The sequence below is a fragment of the Bradyrhizobium sp. BR 10261 genome, from assembly GCF_019455395.1.
Taxonomy (GTDB): Bacteria; Pseudomonadota; Alphaproteobacteria; order Rhizobiales; family Xanthobacteraceae; genus Bradyrhizobium; species Bradyrhizobium manausense.
Genome location: NZ_JACOFQ010000001.1, coordinates 316,757 through 338,028 on the forward strand (window position 1 = coordinate 316,757; position 21,272 = coordinate 338,028).

Sequence of the window (21,272 nt, forward strand, 5' to 3'; positions counted from 1 at the left end):
CACCGCTCGTATCAAGTTCACCTCGCTTCGTTGCAAGATCATGTCCGTGCGCCTGAAGCTGCGAGATATCGCCTTCTTCGAACGTCCCGTGCAGTTCGCGCGGCCGTTTCGCTTTGGCGCGGTGACCGTCAACGCGACGCCGCAGCTGTTCGTGCGGGTCGAGATCGAGGTCGAGGGCAGGGGCACCGCGGTCGGCGCAAGTGCCGAGATGATGGTGCCAAAGTGGTTCGACAAGCGGCCGGAGCTGTCGCCGGCGCAGACGGTCGACGGCCTGCGGCGTTCGCTTCGGATCGCGCGCGGGCTTTATCTTGCCGAGACGGGATTTCGGACGGCGTTCGGCCTGCACGCCGGATGCATTGGCGCGCAGGTCGCGGCCTGTGCCAAAGAGAGTATCCCCGCGCTTGCCGCGGCCTTTGGTCTCGCGGAAATCGACAAGGCGATCCTCGATGCGCTGCTGCGCGGCGTGGAGGTGAATTTCTTCGACGGAATGGCCGGGAACTTATCCGGCATCGATGCGCGGCTCTCGCCGGATCTGAAAGATGCAGACATCGCGGCATTTCTATCCAACCGCAAACCGCTGTCGCGGGTGGCGATCAGGCATACGGTCGGCCTCGACGATACCGTTGAAGGCGAGGGTGGTGTCGCCCATGCGGGTGCGAATTACTTCAAGATCAAGCTATCGGGTCATCCCGCCGCGGATGCCGCGCGGCTGGTGCGTATCGGCAACGAGCTCGACACGCTTGGTCGTGACTACAAGGCGACTCTCGACGCGAACGAGCAATATGCCGACCTTGCCGCGCTGCAGGCGCTGATTGACCGGCTGGATCGCGAGGCCGCCCTGCGGTCGATCGCCTCGCGCCTGCTCTATATCGAGCAGCCGATGCCGCGCGAAATCACGCGGCAGTCGCCGCTCGGCTCGCTCGCCGCGCGCGGCTTCATCATCGACGAGGCCGACGATTGCTACGACGCCTTCCCCGCCGCCCGGGCGCTCGGCTATCGCGGCGTCTCCTCGAAATCCTGCAAGGGGCTCTACAAGTCCATCGTCAACGCGACGCGCGCGGCGAAATGGAGCGCGGATGGCGCGCGGTTCTTCGTGACCGGCGAGGACCTCACCTGTCAGCCCGGGCTTGCCCTCCAGCAGGACCTCGCGCTCGGTGCCTTCCTTGGCGTCACCCACGCCGAGCGCAACGGCCACCACTATGTCGACGGCTTTGGCGAGACGCCGGCCGACGAGGCTCGGGCTTTCGCGACGGCGCATCCCGATCTCTATGCCGATGCCGGGCAGGGCATCCGCCTCAACATCCACAACGGCGATCTCCTGACGGGATCGCTTCATGTTGCGGGCTTTGCGACGTCGGTCCATCCGGACTGGTCGGCGCTTGGTCCGCTCGAACAGCCAAGATCACTTCAGGAGTATTTGGCATGACCACCCAACGCCTCGGCCTCATCATGAACGGCGTCACCGGCCGCATGGGGCTCAACCAGCATCTGATCCGCTCGATCGTCGCGATCCGCGACCAGGGCGGCGTCCGCCTGAAGAACGGCGATCGCGTCATGCCGGATCCGATCCTGGTCGGCCGCAGCGCCGACAAGGTCGAGGCGCTCGCGAAGCGTTACAACATCGCGCGCTGGACCACCGATCTCGATGCCGCGCTCGCCGACATCAATGACACCATGTTCTTTGACGCCGCGACCACGCAGGCGCGCCCCGGCCTGCTGACCCAAGCCATCAATGCCGGCAAGCACGTCTATTGCGAGAAGCCGATCGCGACGAATTTTGAGGAGGCGCTCGAGGTCGTCAAGCTCGCCAATGCCAAGGGCGTCAAGCACGGCACGGTGCAGGACAAGCTGTTCCTGCCCGGCCTGAAGAAGATCGCCTTCCTGCGCGACAGCGGTTTTTTCGGCCGCATCCTCTCGGTGCGCGGCGAGTTCGGTTATTGGGTGTTCGAGGGCGGCTGGCAGGAGGCGCAACGGCCGTCCTGGAACTACCGCAGCGAGGACGGGGGCGGCATCATCCTCGACATGGTCTGCCACTGGCGCTACGTGCTCGACAACCTCTTCGGCAACGTCCAGAGCGTGGTCTGCATCGGCAACACCGACATTCCCGAGCGTTTTGATGAGCAGGGCAAGAAATACAAGGCGACCGCGGATGATTCCGCCTACGCGACCTTCCAACTCGAGGGCGGCGTCATCGCTCACATCAACATGTCCTGGGTCACGCGTGTCTATCGCGACGATCTCGTCACCTTCCAGGTCGACGGCACCCATGGCTCGGCGGTCGCGGGCCTTACCGACTGCATGATCCAGGCGCGGCAGGCGACGCCCCGCCCGGTGTGGAATCCCGACGAGAAGCGGCTGCATGATTTCTACGGCGACTGGCAGAAGCTCCCTGACAACGTCAGCTACGACAACGGCTTCAAGGAGCAGTGGGAGATGTTTATCCGCCACGTCTACGAGGACGCCCCCTACAAGTTCACGCTGCTCGAAGGCGCCAAGGGCGTGCAGCTCGCCGAATGCGCGCTGAAGAGCTGGAAGGAGCGGCGCTGGATCGACGTCGCGCCGATCAAGGCGTGAGATGTCGTGAGTATAGCGCAGGTGTTTACCAAGCCGTCATTGCGAGCGGAGCGAAGCAATCCAGGATCTCTCCGCAGAGGCAGTCTGGATTGCTTCGTCGCTTCGCTCCTCGCAATGATGGGGAGAGGTCTGAATTCATGAACAAGTCTGTCCAGCCCGTGTCATCCCTGTCGCTGAAGCTGCCGAAGGCCGATCGCTCGATCGAGACCTACCGGTTGGCTGCCTCGCGCACGTTTCCCGCAAAGCTCGAGGGTCCGCTCAACCGCATCGCCTTCTCGGCCGTGCATACGGTCGCCGATCCCTTTGCCGACAACGATCCGTGGCTCTCCGTGGCGGTCGACTGGGACAAGACCATCGCCTTCCGCGAGCATGTCTGGGATCTCGGCCTCGGCGTTGCCGAAGCCATGGACACGGCGCAGCGCGGCATGGGGCTGGACTGGCCGACCTCGCTGGAGCTGATCACACGTTCGGTCGCGGCCGCCAAGCGGCGCAACGCGCTGGTGTTCTCCGGTGCGGGCACTGATCATCTTGCTGTGGAGGATGCCAGGAGTCTCGACGACGTGATCCGCGCGTATGAGGAGCAGATCTCGGCAGTCGAGAAGGTCGGCGGCCGCATCATCCTGATGGCCTCGCGCGCGCTGGCGAGGCTCGGCCGCGGCGCCGACGACTATGCCAAGGTCTATAACCGCGTGCTGTCGGGGGTGGCGCAGCCCGTGATCATCCATTGGCTCGGCGATATGTTCGATCCAGCCCTGACCGGATATTGGGGGACCAGCAATCTCGACAGGGCGATGGACATCGCGGTCGCCATCATCAACAACAACGCGGCCAAGGTCGATGGCGTCAAGGTCTCGCTGCTCGACAAGCAGCGCGAGATCGACATGCGCCGGCGCCTCGACAAGCGCATCAAGATGTACACCGGCGACGATTTCAACTATGCGGAGCTGATTGCCGGCGACGAAAAGGGCTTTTCCCACGCGCTGCTCGGCATCTTCGACGCGATCGCGCCGGCGGCATCTTACGCGCTGTCGAGGCTGGCGGCCGGCGACGAAGCCGGCTTCCACGACATCCTCGGGCCGACGGTGCCGCTGTCGCGTCACATCTTCAAGGCGCCGACGCGCTTCTACAAGACCGGCGTCGTCTTCATGGCGTATCTCAACGGTCATCAGGACCATTTCACCATGGTCGGCGGGCAGGAGAGCGCGCGCTCCATGTTGCATCTGGCGGAGCTGTTCCGGCTCGCCGATCAGGCCGGCCTGCTTGCCAACCCCGAACTGGCGACGCGGCGGATGAAGACCGTGCTGGCCTCGCACGGACTGGAAGAGTGATGCGCGATTTTTCATCCGACCATCGCTGGCTGTCGCTCAACACGGCGACCGTCCGCAAGCAGGGCGACCTTGTTCAAATCATCGAGGCCTGCGCCAGGCACGGCATCCGCGCCATCGATCCCTGGCGCGATCAGGTCGCTTCTGTCGGTCTCGATCGTGCGGTGCGCGCCGTGCGTGATGCCGGCCTCGATCTCTCGGGCTATTGCCGCGGCGGCATGTTCACCTCTGACGCATCGCGCCGGGGCGAGGTGCGCGACGACAACCGCCGCTGCATCGACGAAGCCCAGGCGCTGGGCGCGCCCTGCGTGGTGCTGGTCGTCGGCGGCCTGCCGCAATATTCGCGCCCCGGCAGCGAGGCCTCGAAGGACATCGCGGCGGCGCGGGGGCAGGTCGAGGAGGCGCTCGCCGACATGCTCGACTATGCCAAACAGGCAAACCTGCCGCTGGCGATCGAGCCGCTGCATCCAGCCTATGCCGCCGACCGCGCCTGCGTGAACACCACAAAACAGGCGCTCGACATCTGCGACCGGCTCGACCCTGCTCGCACCGGCATGCTCGGCGTCGCGCTCGACGTCTATCACATCTGGTGGGACCCGGAGCTGATGGACCAGATCGCGCGCGCCGGCAAGGATCGCTTGCTCGCGTTCCATGTCTGCGACTGGCTGGTCCCGACCAAGGACATCCTCAACGACCGCGGCATGATGGGCGACGGCGTCATCGACATCAAATCGGTGCGCGCCGCCGTCGAGGCGCAGGGCTATGCCGGCTACTCGGAGATCGAGATTTTCTCCAACGCGTGGTGGAGCAAGCCGATGGACGAGGTGCTGCGCAGCTGCATCGAGCGGCACCGGACGGTGGTTTAGCTCCACACGTGCGGCCCTCACGGGCAACGTAGCTTCGGCGCAGCCGATAAAGTCGTCCGTCGAGACCGCTGAGCCTCCGGCGATCGCCGGGAAGCCCTCCATTGCCGTGCTGCCTTTCGTCTGCTTTTCCGAGGAGCGCGAATTCAAATTCCTGACGGAGGCAATGAGCGAAGATTTGATTACGATGTTAGCGCGGATTCCCGGCTTCATCGTCATCGCCCGGCAATCGGCGTTCGCTTACCAGGGCCGCTCGGTCGATAGCCGTCAGATCGGGCGCTTCTGGGTCCTCTCTGGACCGAGGCGTCGACAAGCTCGCAGTGACCATCCCCACGACGCTGCCAGGGCGGAACGGACGTTGGGCAAGCCTGGCTGCTAGCGGCCCCTTGGTTTCAATCGGGAAGCTTGGGTTCGGGCTGGGCCGGTCGGTTTCTTTTCCGCCGCCAACCGCCGTGCTACGCTGCCCGGATTGGAATTCTCAGGGGAAATTGAAAAAAATGATTTATCGCTCCTTGGCAATCCTGGTCGCGCTGCTATCGATATCCGCGGCGAAGGCCGGACCAAACGAAGACGCGGTGGCGGCGCGCGCACAGTGGGAGCAGGCCTATAATTCCGGTGACGCGGAGAAGTTTGCCGCGATCTACACCAAGGACGCCATGCTGTTCGGCTCGACGGCTCAGCTGTTCACCGGCACGGACGGCGTGCGCAGCTATTTCAGCAAGCTGCCGCCGGGCATCAAGGTGAAAATGGGTGACCAGCAGGCGATTGCGGCAGGGCCCGACGCGTTGTTGAGCTCCGGCTTCGCCGACTTCACGCTACCCAACGGCACCGTGTTGCCCTTCCGCCTGACCCTGGCCTGGGTGAAGGTGGACGGCAAATGGCTGGTGGCGCAGCATCACGGCTCACTCGTGCCGAAGTAAGCCCGGGATGAAGGCTGCCACTTCATCTATGAGCTCTACGCGATGCGTGTGCTCTGGGGCGCCACCTTACGGGCCTGCGACCCGTTGCAGCGTGTTGAAGCGCGCCTTCTGCTCGCTGCTGAGCGTGGCATAGAATTCGTCCAGGGCCGGTTCGACCAGCTTGGCGGCCGACAGCATGGCCTCGAGCCGGTGCTGCATCGCCTCCAGCCGTCCGACCGGCGTCAGCGGCGCATCGTTCGGACAGGCCGCCTGGAGGCCCTCGACGCCCTTTGCCGTCGCTTCGCTAAGGCGGGCGAGCGCCTCCTTCTGCTTGCCTGCGGGGTGGAGCACGGCCTCGATCCTTTGGATCGGCAACTGTGTCAAGCCGGACTTCGGATCACCGCAGCCCTCGGCACTCGCTTGCTGCTGCGGCGGGGAGCGGTCGCCGACATTGGGGCCGAGCGCGTTGAAGCGGGCCTGCTGTTCGTCACTGAGTGAGTTGTAGAACTTCTCCAGTGCCGGTCGCACGATCTTGACCGCTTCCAGCGTCGCACTGATGCGGTTTTCCATCGCCCGCAAGCGGCCGGGCGGGGTCAGCGCATAGGTCTCTGCGCAGGAGTCCTTGAACACATTAGCCGCGTTGGCCGCCGCGGTCTTCAACTCGTCGAGCAGCGCGCGTTGCTCTGGCGTCGGCCGCACCTCCCGCGCAATGTCGGCAAGCGGCCACGCGGTGACGCCCTTGTCCGGGGTGCCGCACAATTGCTGTAGCGTTTGCGGGCTCACGCTCGCGCGCCGGCGTGCGGGATAGCCGCCGCCGGCTTGCGGAGTGTCATACGGGCTGATGCTGGCATAGGCAGAATAGGGGCTGTCACCGCCCCAATACACGGTGTCGACGAAGTCGTCATATGCGTACGCCCAATAGCCGGGGTCATAGGCATAGGACCAGAACGTGTAGTCAAAGATGTCGGAATAGGCGTAAGGCCAGAACACGGGCCCGAGCCACGCCACGAAGATCGCAGGATGGCGGTGGCGCCAGGCCTCTCGGGGAGCCCAGCCGCTTTGGCGGGTGACGAGCGCCGCCTGGCTTAGCGGAGTGGCCTGCTCGTGGAATCGCTCGGTAAAACGCCCGCGCGTGGCGGCTTGCACAGCGGCCGCGGTAGCTTCCGTACGCCCGGCTGGCCCCTTTAGCTCAAGCCGCTGCTGGCGCGCCACGTCGTTTTGCTGCGCGCGCTGCTCACGCTCGAGCAAGCGGTTCTGCGCCTGGAGCGTTCGTTGCTGTGCGCGCAACGCCCGCGCGCCCTCCGGCTTCTGCGACTGGAGTTGCTGCATGCGCTGCTGCAGGCGATCGATGCGGGTCTGGCGCTCTGCGGTCTGGCGCGACAGCATGTCGTGCTGGCGCTGCTGAATCTGCTGCTGACGCTGTTGCGCGCGCTGTTCGATCTGATCCCGTCGCGACAGCCGCTCGCTCACGGCTGGCGGTGCGCTCGGGCGGGAGGGGGCGGCGATATGCGGCGTCGGCCGCGGTGCCATGGCCGGGCGTTGCGGCGCTGCCGGGGCACGATGGAATTCAGGCCGCGGCGCCGCGATGTGCGGGGCAGCGCGCGGTGCCGGCGCAGCGAAGTGTGGGGCCGGACGCGGTGGCGGTGCGGCGATGTGCGGCGCCGGATGAGGTGCCATGGCCGGTCGCTGCGGCATGGCAGGCGGATGGAACGCCGGCGCGGCAGGACGCGCGATGGCTGGTGGCGCGGCGGGACGCGCCATGGCTGGCGGCGCCGCCGGACGGGCCATCGCAGGTGGCGCCGCTGGATGAGCAGCCGGTGCCGGTGGTCCACCCTTTCCATGATTTTGGGCAGACGCGCCGACGCTTACCGCCAGCATCGAGACACCAACCAGAACAGCCCTAGGGCAAACGCCATGCGGAAGCATGATGGTAGCTCCCAGCTCCTAATCGCCCACAGCTTTCAACGCGCAGGTGGCGGAATCGTTCGTTGCCGGCGATGGCCGGCGCTGCGATCTTCCGACGCAGGCAGCCTCAAGAGAAATCCTGCGTCAGGGTCGTCGCGAACCGCTCCAGCGCCCAGTCGACCTCTTCGCTCGTGATCACCAGCGGCGGGGCGATCCGGATGGTGTGCTCATGGGTATCCTTGGCGAGGATGCCCTTGCCCTGGAGCGCCTCGCAGTAGCGGCGGGCGGGGCCGGCCTCGGGATAAAGCTCGACCGCCAGCATCAGGCCGCGTCCGCGCACCTCGCGGATCGTGTTGGCGCGAATCTCCTTCAGGCCATCCAGAAAGCGCGCGCCCTGAAGTGCCGCGTTCTCGATCATGCCTTCCTCGACCAGCACGCGCATCGCGGCGCGGGCCACCGCGCAGGCAAGCGGATTGCCGCCGAAGGTCGAACCGTGCTGCCCGGGTCGGAGTGTGCCTAGCACGTCGTTGTTCGAGAGCACGGCCGACACCGGATAGAAGCCGCCGGACAAGGCCTTGCCGAGCAGCGTCACGTCCGCCTCGATGCCCTCGTGCTGCTCGGCAAGCAGCTTGCCGGTGCGGCCGAGCCCGGTCTGGATCTCGTCGAGCACCAGCATGATGTTGTTGGCGGTGCAGAGCTCGCGCACTTCAGTGAAATAGCCTGAAGGGGGAATGATGACGCCGGCTTCGCCCTGGATCGGCTCGACCAGGAAGGCGACGGTGTTTTTCGTGATCGCTGCCTCGAGGGCGGTGGCATCGCCGAACGCGATGATCCTGAAGCCCGGCGCGAACGGCCCGAAGTGCCCGTGTGTCTCGGGGTCGGTCGAAAAGCCGACGATGCCCAGCGTGCGTCCGTGGAAATTGTTGGCGCAGACGATGATCTCGGCCTGGCCGTCCGGCACGCCCTTGACCTCATAGCCCCATTTGCGCACCGCCTTGATCGCACTTTCGACCGCCTCGGCACCGCTGTTCATCGGCAGCACCTTGTGGGAGCCGGTCAGCGCCGCGATCTCCTCGTAGAACAAGGCGAGCTGGTCGTTGTGGAAGGCGCGCGAGGTGAGCGTCAGCCGGTGCGCCTGCTCCACCATCGCTGCCAGGATCTTGGGGTGGCAGTGGCCCTGGCTGACTGCCGAATAGGCGGAGAGGCAATCGAGGTAACGGTTGCCCTCGGTGTCCCAGACCCAGACACCTTCGCCGCGCGTCAGGACGACCCCGATCGGCTGGTAATTCTGCGCGCCAAAGCGTGCTTCCGTTGCGAGGAGATCAATGACCGACCTGCTCATCCGTCGTCACTCCATGGCTGCCTGCGCCGGGGGGCAAGCGACCGCAGCGGCCGTGCTCAAGCCGATGTGGGTATCAGTCTGTCCGAGCGGAAGCCTTGCGACGGCGTCACCGACATCAAATCGGTGCGCGCCGCCGTCGAGGCGCAGGGCTAAACCGGCTTTTCGGAGATCGAAATCTTCTCCAACGAGTGGTGGAACAAACCGATGGATGAGGTGGGTTCGGCTAACTCGGCGGTTGTGATGCGCGTGATACTCGACCCCCGTTTGCGGTGGCAGAATGGACAGGTAGGACTTGCTGCCGGCTCGACGCGATCCAGCCATCTGCTCAACGGTGGTCGCGCGGGTCAACCAAATGTTGTAAGGTTCCGTGATCGCGCGTCACTGCTCGGAAGGTGTCCGGGGTACTTGGTCCGTTCGAATGACAAGGTGCGCATGAATCAGGCTGAGCAAGCGACAGAGTCGCCGTCCATCGCACCGTCGACGATTACGAGGCGGTTAGCAGCCATCGCCTTTGCCGATGTCGCCGGCTTTTCCCGGCTCATGGGTCTGAAGGACGTCGAGACCGTCATGCGCTGGAGGGCGTTGCGGACCGAGATTATGGAGCCTCACATGGCTCGCCACGGTGGACGGATTGCCGAGATTGCTGGCGACGCCGTTCTGGTCGAATTCCCGAGCGTTGTGAACGCGGTGCGTTGGGCTACCGACGTTCAACGTGTTCAAGAGCGCGCAGTCGACGATAAGGATCCATTCGCGCTGCATCTTCGCATTGGCATCAACGTCGACGATATCATTGATGAAGATGGAATATTGCAGGGCGACGGCGTCAACGTTGCGTCTCGTATCCACCAGGCCGCGCGGCCCGGCCAGATAGTCGTCACGGCGGCAGTCCGCGACTATGTCATCAATCGACTGCCATTGACATTTCATCACCTCGGCGCGCCTGTGATGAAAAACATCATGCGAACCATTCATGTCTATTCCGTCGAGTGGACCAAGGGAGACGCAGACCGCCAGATCGCGCAGCCATACCTGCAATGGGCGTCGAGGCCGACGCTCGCCGTGCTGCCGTTCCGGACAATCGGCGGCACCGACGACGACAGCTATTATGGTGAAGGAATCACGGACTCGATCATTACCGGCCTCTCCAGAAATCGATCGCTTTACGTCATTGCGCGCAATTCCACCCTTCGTTATAGCGCCGGCGGAAGAGACCTGCGACAGATCGCCACTGAGCTCGATGTTCGCTACCTGCTCGACGGCAGCGTCCAACGCCAGGGGACGCGATTGAGAATCAACACGGAGTTGACCGACATATTGGGAAATGTCTCGATCTGGGCCCAGCGGTACGAGGGGTCTACCGACGACCTGTTTGAATTTCAGGATCGAATTGCCTCAAGCATATTGTCCTCGATCGAGCCGCGCGTGCGTGCAGTCGAGATGGCTCGCGTCGCTGACCGCCCGACCGAGAGTTTGGATGCGTTCCATTGCGTCCTCCGAGCGATGTCGCTTCTTTATCTCCTCACCGAAGAAAGCCACCGGGAAGCCGGTCAACTCCTGGAGCGGGCGATCGTGCTCGATCCGCACTATGCTCAGGCCCATGCCTACCTTGCGTGGTGGCTAAACTTCCAGTTTGGCGAAGGTTGGTCGCTGGATCCGGACGGCGACCGGGCGCGCGCCCTCATTGTGTCGCGCCGCGCCATCGAACTCGACCCCGACGATCCGTTTGCGCTGGCGGTGGCGGGGCACATTCTCTCTTTCATGGGAAAATCACCGGGAGAAGCGATGGAGCTTTTTGGGCGCGCGCTGGCGCTCAACGAGAACTCGGCGTTCGCATGGGGCTTGAGCGCCTTGACGCTCGCCTATTTGGGCCGGCCCGACGAAGCGCTGGAGCGATTGGAGAACGTATGGCGTCTTAATCCGTTTGACCCCTTGAACTTTTATTTTTGGATCGTGGCGGGAATTGCCGAGTTCGTCGCTGGGCGATACGATGAAGCGATCGTCTACCTGAACAGGTCACGGCGGGCGAATCTACTTTTCCGTCCCTGCATACGAACTCTGGCCGCTGCGCTTGCCCTTTCAGGTGATGAAGCTGGCGCTGAATTGGCGGCTCGACAGCTTCTCGAAATTGAACCTTCGTTTAGAGTCTCAACTTTCATTTCCTGGTATCCGCTGCGTCAGGATGATCTGGATCGTTTGGCGAAGGGATTGCGCGCGGCGGGATTGCCCGAATAGCAAAGCATTAATTTCAAAGTATCAGGGAGGCTTAACATGGGAGCTGGAGCTGGTGCTGGAGCGGGGGCAGGTGCCGGAGCGGGCGCAGGTGCCGGGGCTGGCGCAGGTGCCGGAGCTGGCGCAGGTGCCGGAGCAGGTGCAGGTGCCGGTGCAGGTGCAGGTGCCGGAGCGGGAGCAGGTGCCGGAGCTGGCGCAGGTGCCGGAGCGGGAGCAGGTGCCGGCGCAGGAGCAGGTGCTGGAGCTGGAGCTGGAGCTGGAGCGGGCGCAGGAGCAGAAGCGGGGCCGGGCACGGGGCGCAGTTATTACGCAACCCCCTCGGACCTGGGGTTTCGACCTTGGGCACTCGACTTCACTCCTGATGATGCTGGGAATCCGCCGTATCCGTGGCTGGAAACTGTAGATCCCTATCAGGTCGATGCAACCGGGCAGGATGCGTTCCTCGAATGGACGACCGATGATTGGGACCCGGCATTGCGGTTCTGGACGCTTCCGTACGACCGTCATCTCACTGAATGGCTGAAGGCCGTCGATCCCTCTCGACCGTCAATCATGGTGGCGCGGGAATTCGGCGGCCAGCCGCGTCAATGGCAATTCGGTCGGGCTGACCTGCTGGCGAGAAACTGGCTGGAGAGCCTCGATCTGGCGTGGCAGCCCGATCCACGGTTGAATCCTCAAGATCCCAACGCGTACCCCACCGCCACAGGCCCCGGATGGATCGCGGCGAAGCGCGCGGCCTTCAACTCGATCCTCGGCGAAATCGAACAACTGCAAATGTTGATGCAGGACGATCGCGATCGCTATATGGCCGAAATCATCGAACAGGCGGATGGCAGCGCCGGCTACATTACGTCCTTCATCGATACAAGTGAATCACGGCGCCCGTGGACAATGGAGCTCGTCAACTGCGGATACGCCATCGGTAACGTCGCATATTTTTATTACAAGCAGCAATTCAGGCGCGTTCGCCCATCGACGTTATGCCCAGGCCTGGCGCCTCCGTTCGGTCCTCCCGCCCATCCCTCGTTTACCAGCGGGCATTCCTTCATCGGTCATTTCGTCGCGCTTCTGCTTCTGGAAATACCGGCGCTTCGCCAGCGCTATGGCATGTTCGTCGCTCCATACGATGGAAAGCCGGGACAGGTGGTCGACCCCTATCCGGCCGTGACAATCTCGCTCGCCAACCCCGCCGTCGTCACCTTGAGCGTGTTGACGGCGCACGGTCTGAACGCTGGAGATCCGATTACTTTTCAGCCCATCCCCGGCGGCCAGCCGCTTCCCGCGCCGCTTGCCAGCGGAACAACCTATTATGTATTGGCCGCCGGCTTGACCGCCAATAGCTTCGAAATTGCCGCGACCCTCAACGGCGCCCCGATCGGCACGGGCGGCGGTGGGCCTTTGGCGCCACCGCCGCCCGTGCCGGCCTTAATACCCTCGGCAAACCCCTTGATGGGGCGCGGCGAACTCACATCGCCGCTGCTTTGGCTTGGGGAGCGTCTCGCCAAGAACCGCGAACGTCTCGGCGTTCACTATGCTTCCGACTCGGCCGGAAGTCGTCACATTGCAGCCGGGATTTGGCGAGCGCTGCTGCACGACACGACGACAAGCCGTATCAATTGTCCGACGCTAAGCTCGGTGCTCGCCCACGCAACCGCCGAGTGGCCGACCAAGTGGCCCTGACCGGGCCTTGTCGGTTCTGCTCGGCGACCTGAACAACGACGCGCACGCCATACCATCGGTCTGCCGCTAGGCGTCGCCGACGACGATGAGACCAAGGTTGTTGTCATTGGGTACGAGGTCAATGAGTGCCGTGGGCAATTGGCTGCACGGGAACGACGTCATTGGGTCCGTGTTGGCGGCATCGTCCCCGCAGGTTGCGATAGCCAGCACCAGATAGCGGGTGCCGGGTGACGGTGGGTTGAACGTGAAATGAAATTCGACAGGCGGCACCCCCGGGGCGATGGTTTGGCTGGGGACTGTCGACGGGGTGCAAGGTGTCCATGTCGTGGGCCCTGGTGCGTTATCATTCCATTCCGGCGGAGGACCGCCACCGGGCCATGCGTGCCACCAGGCGGTGACTACGACATTCGTTGCTTGTTGCCTGCCGCGGTTTCCGACCTTCACGGAAATATTGCCGCCCGACACGACGATGGCGCCTTGGTCGGCCTGCCACAAGGGCGGAGCATCTGAGCCGGACTGGTGGCGATCCCAATCGAGCGAGACCGGATTGTAGCTGCCAGGCCCATACGCGATATCGCCGTAGGGCGAAGCTTCCGAAAGTGGCCGCCGGTCCAGAATGTAGAGGTCGACCGGCGGCGGAAGGCCTGGCGCGTTGGTGATCGTTCCGGCAACGGCGTACAGGCCCTGGACTTCGAACGCCCAGCGAATGACCTTGTGCACACAGCCACCGATCCTGTGGAACGAGAGCGGTTGAGTGTTGTAAGGGGGCGGCGGAAAGGTCACCGTAAAGTTAACATCCCAGCGAATGGTGCCGATGTCGGCGTCGATCAGCGCGGAGACGAGCTGATCCGGCTCGTTGGCCAGTACGGTGGTCGATGTCGGCAGAATCTGAATCGCCCTCATAATGAGATAGACGGAATAATGCGAAGCCGACTCGCGGGCGGACTGGTCAGGCTGGTTTGGCGTTCCCACTACCTTCGTATCCCCGCCAATAGCGCGGTACAGCCGGAACAGCGATGATGAAAGAATCTGCTCGGTCCAGTAGCCCTTGCGTCGGGGCGGCGTTGAATCGGGCACCTGGGACATCGCATAGTGCAACGAACCGCCCCAGCTCCATCCATGCGACACGCATCGGTCGTGGCGACGCGGCGTAAACACCCACGGGAACGTGGCGCCGCGCCAATTGGCATCTCCGGCCAGCTGCGACTGCGGGTCCGAGACGATCGCCGCGAGCGCATCCCCGGCGCTGTGGGCGAAGCGGAATTCCAGCTCCCCGATCGAGCACATCAAGAGCACATGCCCGATCTCGTGCCAGATCCAGCGCGCGTCGGCCGCAATGCCAAGCGGCTCAGCCGGCGAGCGCTTTTTTCCGTCCCACGGCTTGCGTGCACGGGTCGAAAGGTCGGCCAGCGCCAAATGCAGTTGCAGGATCGGACGATCGCCGAGCTTGGTCGGTCCGACGTAGTCGACCTGCCAGCCCTCCGGAAGAACACGCGCATTGACGGTCTGCCCGTCCTTGCCCGGTCCCGGCCTCACTCCCGAGCGATAAAAGACTTTGAGCGGCAGGCTGCTGATCCGAAAGTACGAAGCTGGACTTATTCCGTAGCCATCGAGCCGCTGGAAGAATTGCCTGACATTGTTGTAGGCGCTGATTGCCGAGAAGTCGTTCGATCGAACGAGAGGTGTCGACGTGTCGGGCAGGTCGACCGTCTTCGGATCCCCCGGGTGAGGGGGAGGGGGAGGACCGTCGGCAAGAACAAATCCGGGGCAAACCAACACCTCTTCTTCGATGGACCCGGCTAGTTTGTAAATCAACGGATCCGCCTGATTTGCGGTGATTGCCTCATTATCGCGATAGTGCTCGAGTGCTTCTTCGGTGCGTGTCGGACGCCGTTCGCGAAGGCCGGTTGGCGCCTCCTGCGACGCAGGATCAAGCGGAAACACCCACGCGTGTCCAGGCGTCACCGCGTCGGCGACGAGCTCAACCTTGCTGACAAGAGCCCCGGCCTCTTTCGGCGTCCCCGCGAACACGAACGAATAGGGTGTAGTCCTTGTTCGGCCGCCCGTCGTGTCGGGCTTGCTCGTGGCTTGCCACTGGACAAGCGGTGTTTTTCCGTCGGATGTGGTGGCGATCCGGACGCCCCGAATGGAGACGGATTGATTTCTCAAACCAAGCTGCTCGGACATCTGGGTCTTGACGTCCGCAAGCCTGACCTCGTCGAAGATCGGCGCGAATTGTTCGTCCTTCACCAAATCGAATACTTTGACGGTGCTGTAAGGACCGAACGGAAGTGACGCGGTCATTCCGGTGATGCGGATTTCATATTCTCCGTTGCTCGGCCGCACATGCGCAACCACGCGGATGCCGAACCCGGAGCCCAGGAAATGGCCGGGCGGTTTGAGCTTGTCAGGAATCCACTCGGAGGCCACCAGAATCACGGTCTGATCGACAAGTTCATGTGCCCGCCTACGCTCAACTCGGAACGACACGAACGGGTCGCCGGCTTGGTTGTCGTCGCCGTCAGGCCTTGGGGGAGGCCAGCCAAGGGGCAACCACCGGATGAAGCCCGAACCGGGCTTGAAGAACTCCTGCGCGTCGGTTGCGAACACCGGCGGGAGATCGATTGGCGGATCGATCTCGCGGTTCGCGCTCACCGCTTCGAGGTATTCATTGCCGACACGCTGCATATTGGAGTTATCAATTGCCGGGACGGTCGACAGAAACGGAGCCGTCGGATGACGCAGCAAGATAGAGGTTGGTTCGTTGGACGCATCACCCCAGCGCTGGCTCCAGAGCGCATATTTGCTGGGATGCCACTTCGCTGAATCGCCCGGTCCGCGAGCAACTTCATCTGCCATCTGCCATCCCTCCTGCTTGAGGCGCCCGCCACCCTGTGACGGAGCTCAATGGTGTGCGCACTCGCGCCTGGCGTCGTTGTCAACGAATTCTACTCCATGCCGCCATCTCGCGATAGCCAGTCGCACAGGCAAGCAGGTTGCACCGAAGGTTGAGCGGGAGCTGTCGGGGTCGCAATGTCCCGATCACGTCGTTGTGCGCGATGCTGCCGATTTGCTCTGGCGTATCAAGTGGTTCTGTGTACCCATCGGTTATCGTCGATCAACGCGCCGTCTACTGTGCATGGGGTTGTTTTCGCCTTTTTGGGTCGGCGGCGGTGATGCAGGAGTGGTGATTCAGGAGTGGTGATTCAGGAGTCCTGCCTGCGATGCTCGATTTCGAGCGTGACGAGGCGCGCCAGCAGCGTCGCCGGATAGAGCTGGCCGAAAATGGCTTCCATGTTGCACAGGCTGCGCGCGACCGGGTGCAGCGGCGCGACGTCGCCATATCCGGTCGTGGTCATCGTCGCGAAGCTGAAATAGATGACCTCGCTCGCAAGGCTCGGACTGTCCTCCACCTTCATGCTGACAAAGGCGGCCGGGTCGAGCGAGCCGATGAAAGTGTAGAGTGCCGCGAAGATCACGGCGACCGTGAGATACAGCAGCACGGCACCGATCACCCGATGATAGGTGACGCGCCCAGGCGCAAAGGTCTGCCGCGCCACCGCCCAGGCCATCGTCGTTCCCACGATGAACCAGGAGCCGGCAAACAGATTGAGGTCGAGGATGGATGGAGATCTGATCCGCAAGATCGCGCCTGTCACGATCATGCCGAGCGCGATCAGCATGCCGAACACCGCGATGGGGCTGCCTGATATCACGAAGATGCCGACGACGAGCAGCAGCGCCAGCACGAGTTCGGACACCTGGAATGCGAACAGCCCCAGCGCCTGCAATGGCGCGATCACGAACATCATGATCACCATCAGCACGGTCAGCACCGTGAGGGCAGGATCGGCCCAGCGTTCGCGCAATTGATCGATGGTCATGACGCCTCAGCCGATCGAGCAGGGGACGCTCAGGAAGCCGCGAAACCGCACCCGGCCGCCGCGCACCGGCTGGCCGTTCAGGGCATAGTCCGGGAAGCGCGCCAGAAAACGCGAGATCGCGATTGCGCCTTCGAGCCGTGCCAGCGCCATGCCGGCGCATTGATGCGCACCGGTGGCGAAGGCAAGATGCCGGTTCGGCGTGCGCCCGACGTCGAAGCGTTCAGGATCGGGAAACTGCGCGGGGTCGCGGTTGGCCGCGCCAATGCACAGCGTCACCGACGTGCCGGCTTCGAGCATGACGCCGCCGAGCTCGACCTTCTCGGTGGTCATGCGATTGCCGAGCTGGTTCGAGCTTTCGTAGCGGAGGATCTCCTCGACCGCAGTCTTGATCATGTCAGGATTATCGATCAGCCGCTGCTTCTGGTCGGGATACCGGTCGAGCGCGACGAGGCCGTTCCCGATCAGATTGGTCGTAGTCTCGTGGCCGGCATTGAGCAGGAAGATGCAATTGTGCAGCAGCTCCTTTTCGGTCAGCCGCTCGCCGTTCTCCTCGGCGCTGCCTTCTCCTTGGATCAGGCGTGTCAGCACGTCACGGTCAGGATTGCCCGGCTTTTGCCGCCGCCGCGCGACCAGCGTTTCGAGATAGGCGAGGAAATCCGTCACAGCCTTGTTGCCGCGTGCGGCCGCCTCGGCTGTCACGACCGGCTCGAGCGCGCCCAGGATTGCCAGCGACCAGTCGCGCAGCGGCGCGCGTTCGTCATGGGGCACGTTGAGCAGATTGCCGATCACCTCGATCGGGATCGAGGCCGCGAAATCCTCGATCAGCTCGCAATAGCCCTTGGCGGCGATGGCATCGAGCAGGCCGTCGACCAGCTTGACGAGGTCGCCCTCCATGCCGGCGATCGCGCGCGGCGACAGCGCGCCCATGATCAGACGCCGCACGCGGGTGTGGGCGGGCGGATCGTTGAAGACGAGGCTGGTGGTGTGATGCTCGTAGAGCGGCGTGTCGCCGTATTTCGGCGCGAACTCGCGCTTCTTGTCCGAGCTGAACGATCTTGTGTTCTTGTAGGTGGTGACGAGGTCGTCATAGCGCGTCAGGAACACGGTGCCGCTCGCAAGCCGCTTGACCGGTTCGTTCTCCCGCAGTGCACGATAGGTCGGGTAGGGATCGTCGTAGAATTCGCTGGTCAGCTTCGCCAGATCGAAACTGGCCGCCAATTCTTTCGCACTTGCGTTCATCCGCCATACTCGCCTGATGAGACCGATATGCCATTTTCGCTCTTTCGAGCCGTGCGGATCACCGTCTACAGTCTCGCCGTGATTTGCTAGCCGACCGGACAGAAAAATGCACGCCCGCGCTGACGCTGCCGACACGACGGCGCCGGAGTCAAAGACTCTTTGGCCCGACGACATTTTCGCGACCCTGCAACGCTTCGACGTCCGGCAGGTGCCTTACGTGCCCGATGCCGGCCATTCCAGGCTGATCGAGCGCGTGCTGGCCACGTCCACGATGCGCGGCATTCCCCTGACCACGGAAGAGGAGGGCGTGGCGCTGCTCGCCGGTGCCTGGACCGGCGGCCAGCGCGGCGTGCTGCTGATGCAGTCGAGCGGCGTCGGCAATTGCATCAACATGCTGTCGCTGATCCCGATCCTGCGCTTTCCGTTCCTCAGCCTCGTGACCATGCGCGGCGAGTGGGGCGAGTTCAATCCGTGGCAGGTGCCGATGGGCTCGACCACGCAGGGCGTGCTCGAACTCTCCGGCATCAAGGTGCTGCGTGCCTCGAACGCAGCCGAGGTGCCGGCTGTGCTCGAAGCCGCCGCGGCGCAGGCGTACAACGCGCTCACGCCCACCGCCGTCCTGCTGTCGCAGCGCCTGATCGGCGCCAAGGTCTTCACCAAATGAGCAAGGCTAATCTCCTCGACCGCCGAAAGGTGGTCTCCGCGCTGCTGGCTGATCGCAAGGACGTGGTCGCGATCGGTGGCCTCGGTGCCTCCACCAACGACATCACGGCCGCGGGCGATCATGCCCGCAACTTCTATCTCTGGGGCGGCATGGGCGGCGCCGCGATGATCGGGCTGGGGCTCGCGCTGGCGCAACCGAAATTGCCGGTGCTGGTCATTACCGGCGACGGCGAGATGCTGATGGGCATGGGCAGCCTTGCCACCATCGGCGTGCAGAAGCCGTCCAATCTCTCAATCGTCGTGCTCGACAACGAAGCCTATGGCGAGACCGGCGGCCAGACCAGCCATACCTCGGCTGCCGCCGACTTGGTCGGCGTCGCCAGGGCCTGCGGCATTGCCGATAGCCGGGCAATCTCGACCATGGCTGAGGTCGAAGCCTTCGCCAAGGCCATCCACGACCTCTCGGCAGGGCCGCGCTTTGCCAATGTGAAGATCGACAGCGCCAACGTCGAACGGATCCTGCCGAGCCGGGACGGGACTTACATCGTCAATCGGATCCGTGGCGAGCTCGGCTTTCAGCCGATCTGACCCCGGCCCCTGAATCTGGTCCCTCGTGGGCGACGCTCTCCCCGCGGAGGTAATCTGTGACCAATTTCCAACAGTTCCCGCCCATTTAGGTTGCGCCGCACCATCCGGCTTGACTTTTGCGTGGGTGAGTGCTTACTCACTAGCATGAGCACATTGCGTATGACGAGCGACCTGAGGCGTCAATTGATCCTCGGAGCCGCAAAGCGCTGCTTTGCCCGACATGGCTATAACGGCACCACGACCAAGAGCGTAGCGGCCGCTGCTGCCATTTCCGAGGCGCTGCTCTTCAAGCATTTCCCATCCAAGGCGGCGCTTTATGCCGAAATCCTCAGCGACGAGTGCGAGGCGGACCCGGCGCTGATGGACCTGCTCGAGCGGGAGCCATCGACGGCCACCCTGGTCGAGCTGATCCGCGGCATGGTCCAGCATTTCCTGGAGATCGCCGACGGCCCCGACCAGGAAGAGGCCCAGCGGCTGCGACTGATGGCCACCAGCCATCTGGATGATGGCGAATTCGCTCGTTTGCTATATGAAAAGATCAAGATGCTGATCGGAGCGGTTTTCGTCGCCTCGCTGGAACGCGCCGTCGCCGCCGGGGATGCGCGGGCCTGTGGTGGCGAACCGCTCAACCTGTTCTGGTTTGCGCATCATACGGTGATGACCGCCGCACTGACCAGGCTGCCTTCGGTGCATTGTCTCGCCTATGGCGCGGCGAACGATCTGGAGCGGCAGCTTTGTGAGTTTCTCCTGAGAGGCATCGGACTTAACGACGCCGCAATTGCTTCGCATCTGGGCCATCAATTGGCCCCGGGTGCGGACAAGACGGCGATTGCAGAGAGCGCATGACATGAACATCGTAGCCGAACACAAGATTTCGGGCGAACCGATCGACAGCAAGGCCCCCAAGCGCCCGGTTCGGCCGGTGCTCTGGTTCATCATCGTCGGCACGCTTCTCGGCGTGCTCGTCGGTGGTCTCGTCTGGTTCAATTATTTCCGTGGCCAGATGATCAAGCAGTTCTTCGCCAACAACAAGCCGCCGCCGACCATGGTCAGCGCGGCCGAAGCGAAGTCGGAGGTGGTACCGAACCTGCTCACTGCGGTGGGCGGCCTCGCCGCAGTGCACCAGGTCGACGTCACCGCGGACGTCAATGGCCGCGTCACCGAGATCAAGTTCGAGCCCGGCACCCATGTTGAGGCCGGCACGCCGCTGGTGCAGCTGTTCGACGCCCCCGAGCAGGGCGACCTGGCAAATTACAAGGCGCAGGCAACCGTCGCGCAGCTCTCGCTGGACCGCGCCAAGCAGCTGGCTTCGCGTCAGTTCGGCCCGCAGGCGACGGTCGATCAGGCGCAGGCCTCTTACGATCAGGCGATGGCAGGCATCGCCAAGACCGAAGCACTGATCTCGCAGAAGCTGGTGCGCGCGCCGTTCTCCGGCGATCTCGGTGTCCGCAAGGTCGAGGTCGGACAATACCTCACCGCCGGCACGGCAATCGTTTCGCTGACCGATCTGTCGGAGCTGTGGGCCAACTTTACGGTGACGGAAAAGGACTCGGGCAACCTCAAGGTTGGCCAGCCGGTCCGGCTGAAGGTCGATGCCTATCCGGGGCGCACCTTCGATGGCAAGATCACCACGATCGAGCCGCAGATCGCCACCGACACCCGCAACATTCGCGTGCAGGCGACGATCGCCAACCCGGAGAAGATCCTGAAGCCGGGCATGTTCGTGACCACCACGGTGGTGCTGCCGGACAAGCCGGCCGTGATCACCGTTCCGGAAACGGCCGTCGACTATACGCTGTACGGCGACTCCGTGTTCATGATCACCGAGAAGCAGGGCGAGGACGGCAAGACGACGCTGAGCGCAGTGCGCACCTTCGTGCAGACCGGCAATCGGGTCAACGGTCGCGTCGAAATCATCAAGGGCGTGAAGGCGGGCGACAAGGTCGTCGCCGTCGGCCAGCTCAAGCTGCAGTCGGGCGCCGCTGTCGCAATTTCGACTGACCCGGCTCCGCCGATCCCGGCGCAGCCGCCGCGCTACTGATACATTCGCGTGATCCGGCCCGGCCGGATCACGTCTCTTG

At 63.6% G+C, this 21,272-nt stretch carries 18 protein-coding genes; 13 read left to right on the forward strand and 5 right to left on the reverse strand.

Annotated features, from left to right (window positions below; genetic code table 11):
• Positions 1-40: 40 nt before the first annotated feature.
• From HYH07_RS01500 to HYH07_RS01525, 6 genes are all read left to right on the forward strand, one after another.
• Positions 41-1,426: a hypothetical protein gene (locus HYH07_RS01500; protein WP_220000775.1), complete on the forward strand. Its 1,386-nt coding sequence runs from the start codon at positions 41-43 to the stop codon at positions 1,424-1,426.
• Positions 1,423-2,574, forward strand: a complete 1,152-nt coding sequence (locus HYH07_RS01505; protein ID WP_220000776.1) for a Gfo/Idh/MocA family protein — start codon at positions 1,423-1,425, stop codon at positions 2,572-2,574. Before HYH07_RS01500 ends, HYH07_RS01505 begins: the two co-directional genes overlap by 4 nt.
• 137 nt (positions 2,575-2,711) lie before the next feature.
• Complete coding sequence (locus HYH07_RS01510; protein ID WP_220000777.1) at positions 2,712-3,902, forward strand: dihydrodipicolinate synthase family protein; 1,191 nt, start codon at positions 2,712-2,714, stop codon at positions 3,900-3,902.
• Positions 3,902-4,765, forward strand: a complete 864-nt coding sequence (locus tag HYH07_RS01515; RefSeq protein ID WP_220000778.1) for a sugar phosphate isomerase/epimerase — start codon at positions 3,902-3,904, stop codon at positions 4,763-4,765. Before HYH07_RS01510 ends, HYH07_RS01515 begins: the two co-directional genes overlap by 1 nt.
• A 106-nt stretch (positions 4,766-4,871) precedes the next feature.
• Positions 4,872-5,141 (forward strand): hypothetical protein, encoded by a 270-nt coding sequence (locus HYH07_RS01520; protein ID WP_220000779.1) that lies wholly within the window; start codon positions 4,872-4,874, stop codon positions 5,139-5,141.
• Positions 5,142-5,259: 118 nt separating this feature from the next.
• Positions 5,260-5,682, forward strand: coding sequence for an SgcJ/EcaC family oxidoreductase (locus HYH07_RS01525; RefSeq protein WP_220000780.1), 423 nt, complete (start codon positions 5,260-5,262; stop codon positions 5,680-5,682).
• Positions 5,683-5,748: 66 nt separating this feature from the next.
• Here the strand turns inward: HYH07_RS01525 and HYH07_RS01530 are convergent, their stop codons facing one another.
• Positions 5,749-7,131 carry a Spy/CpxP family protein refolding chaperone gene (locus HYH07_RS01530; protein ID WP_312016619.1) on the reverse strand — a complete coding sequence of 461 codons (1,383 nt, stop codon included), beginning with the start codon at positions 7,129-7,131 and terminating at the stop codon, positions 5,749-5,751.
• 562 nt (positions 7,132-7,693) lie between these two features.
• Positions 7,694-8,908, reverse strand: coding sequence for an ornithine--oxo-acid transaminase (gene rocD, locus HYH07_RS01535; protein ID WP_220000782.1), 1,215 nt, complete (start codon positions 8,906-8,908; stop codon positions 7,694-7,696).
• A gap of 432 nt (positions 8,909-9,340) precedes the next feature.
• On the opposite strand from rocD, the gene HYH07_RS01540 reads away from it, so the two are divergent.
• The 3 genes from HYH07_RS01540 (at position 9,341) to HYH07_RS01550 (ending at position 12,817) form a co-directional block, all read left to right on the forward strand.
• Entirely contained in the window at positions 9,341-11,140 is a 1,800-nt protein-coding gene (locus tag HYH07_RS01540) for an adenylate/guanylate cyclase domain-containing protein (RefSeq protein ID WP_220000783.1), read from the forward strand.
• Complete coding sequence (locus HYH07_RS01545) at positions 11,088-11,540, forward strand: hypothetical protein (RefSeq protein WP_220000784.1); 453 nt, start codon at positions 11,088-11,090, stop codon at positions 11,538-11,540. Before HYH07_RS01540 ends, HYH07_RS01545 begins: the two co-directional genes overlap by 53 nt.
• A 71-nt stretch (positions 11,541-11,611) precedes the next feature.
• Complete coding sequence (locus HYH07_RS01550) at positions 11,612-12,817, forward strand: hypothetical protein (RefSeq protein ID WP_220000785.1); 1,206 nt, start codon at positions 11,612-11,614, stop codon at positions 12,815-12,817.
• A gap of 66 nt (positions 12,818-12,883) precedes the next feature.
• On the opposite strand, the gene HYH07_RS01555 is transcribed toward HYH07_RS01550, so the two are convergent.
• From HYH07_RS01555 to HYH07_RS01565, 3 genes are all read right to left on the reverse strand, one after another.
• The gene (locus tag HYH07_RS01555) at positions 12,884-15,676 is read right to left on the reverse strand and encodes a hypothetical protein (protein WP_220000786.1); all 2,793 of its coding nucleotides are present in this window, start codon (positions 15,674-15,676) and stop codon (positions 12,884-12,886) included.
• Positions 15,677-16,023: 347 nt separating this feature from the next.
• Positions 16,024-16,701 carry a potassium channel family protein gene (locus HYH07_RS01560; protein ID WP_220000787.1) on the reverse strand — a complete coding sequence of 226 codons (678 nt, stop codon included), beginning with the start codon at positions 16,699-16,701 and terminating at the stop codon, positions 16,024-16,026.
• A gap of 6 nt (positions 16,702-16,707) precedes the next feature.
• Positions 16,708-17,940: a cytochrome P450 gene (locus HYH07_RS01565; protein ID WP_220000788.1), complete on the reverse strand. Its 1,233-nt coding sequence runs from the start codon at positions 17,938-17,940 to the stop codon at positions 16,708-16,710.
• A 106-nt stretch (positions 17,941-18,046) separates the two neighbouring features.
• Between HYH07_RS01565 and HYH07_RS01570 the strand changes: the two genes are divergently transcribed.
• The 4 genes from HYH07_RS01570 (at position 18,047) to HYH07_RS01585 (ending at position 21,232) form a co-directional block, all read left to right on the forward strand.
• A complete protein-coding gene (locus HYH07_RS01570; RefSeq protein WP_220000789.1) occupies positions 18,047-18,604 on the forward strand; it encodes a phosphonopyruvate decarboxylase in 558 nt (185 codons plus the stop codon).
• A complete protein-coding gene (locus HYH07_RS01575; protein ID WP_220000790.1) occupies positions 18,601-19,191 on the forward strand; it encodes a thiamine pyrophosphate-dependent enzyme in 591 nt (196 codons plus the stop codon). The genes HYH07_RS01570 and HYH07_RS01575 overlap by 4 nt, the downstream gene beginning before the upstream one ends.
• 144 nt (positions 19,192-19,335) lie before the next feature.
• Entirely contained in the window at positions 19,336-20,037 is a 702-nt protein-coding gene (locus HYH07_RS01580) for a TetR/AcrR family transcriptional regulator (RefSeq protein WP_220000791.1), read from the forward strand.
• A gap of 1 nt (position 20,038) precedes the next feature.
• Positions 20,039-21,232, forward strand: coding sequence for an efflux RND transporter periplasmic adaptor subunit (locus tag HYH07_RS01585; protein WP_220000792.1), 1,194 nt, complete (start codon positions 20,039-20,041; stop codon positions 21,230-21,232).
• Positions 21,233-21,272: the final 40 nt, after the last annotated feature.

Coding starts and splice junctions, on each gene's coding strand:
- rocD (WP_220000782.1), bottom strand. CDS start 8,908: ATGAGCAGGTCGGTCATTGATCTCCTCGCAACGGAAGCACGCTTTGGC.
- HYH07_RS01565 (WP_220000788.1), bottom strand. CDS start 17,940: ATGAACGCAAGTGCGAAAGAATTGGCGGCCAGTTTCGATCTGGCGAAG.
- HYH07_RS01585 (WP_220000792.1), top strand. CDS start 20,039: ATGAACATCGTAGCCGAACACAAGATTTCGGGCGAACCGATCGACAGC.
- HYH07_RS01545 (WP_220000784.1), top strand. CDS start 11,088: ATGATCTGGATCGTTTGGCGAAGGGATTGCGCGCGGCGGGATTGCCCG.
- HYH07_RS01505 (WP_220000776.1), top strand. CDS start 1,423: ATGACCACCCAACGCCTCGGCCTCATCATGAACGGCGTCACCGGCCGC.
- HYH07_RS01580 (WP_220000791.1), top strand. CDS start 19,336: ATGAGCACATTGCGTATGACGAGCGACCTGAGGCGTCAATTGATCCTC.
- HYH07_RS01540 (WP_220000783.1), top strand. CDS start 9,341: ATGAATCAGGCTGAGCAAGCGACAGAGTCGCCGTCCATCGCACCGTCG.
- HYH07_RS01525 (WP_220000780.1), top strand. CDS start 5,260: ATGATTTATCGCTCCTTGGCAATCCTGGTCGCGCTGCTATCGATATCC.
- HYH07_RS01500 (WP_220000775.1), top strand. CDS start 41: ATGTCCGTGCGCCTGAAGCTGCGAGATATCGCCTTCTTCGAACGTCCC.
- HYH07_RS01555 (WP_220000786.1), bottom strand. CDS start 15,676: ATGGCAGATGAAGTTGCTCGCGGACCGGGCGATTCAGCGAAGTGGCAT.
- HYH07_RS01515 (WP_220000778.1), top strand. CDS start 3,902: ATGCGCGATTTTTCATCCGACCATCGCTGGCTGTCGCTCAACACGGCG.
- HYH07_RS01575 (WP_220000790.1), top strand. CDS start 18,601: ATGAGCAAGGCTAATCTCCTCGACCGCCGAAAGGTGGTCTCCGCGCTG.
- HYH07_RS01570 (WP_220000789.1), top strand. CDS start 18,047: ATGCACGCCCGCGCTGACGCTGCCGACACGACGGCGCCGGAGTCAAAG.
- HYH07_RS01560 (WP_220000787.1), bottom strand. CDS start 16,701: ATGACCATCGATCAATTGCGCGAACGCTGGGCCGATCCTGCCCTCACG.
- HYH07_RS01510 (WP_220000777.1), top strand. CDS start 2,712: ATGAACAAGTCTGTCCAGCCCGTGTCATCCCTGTCGCTGAAGCTGCCG.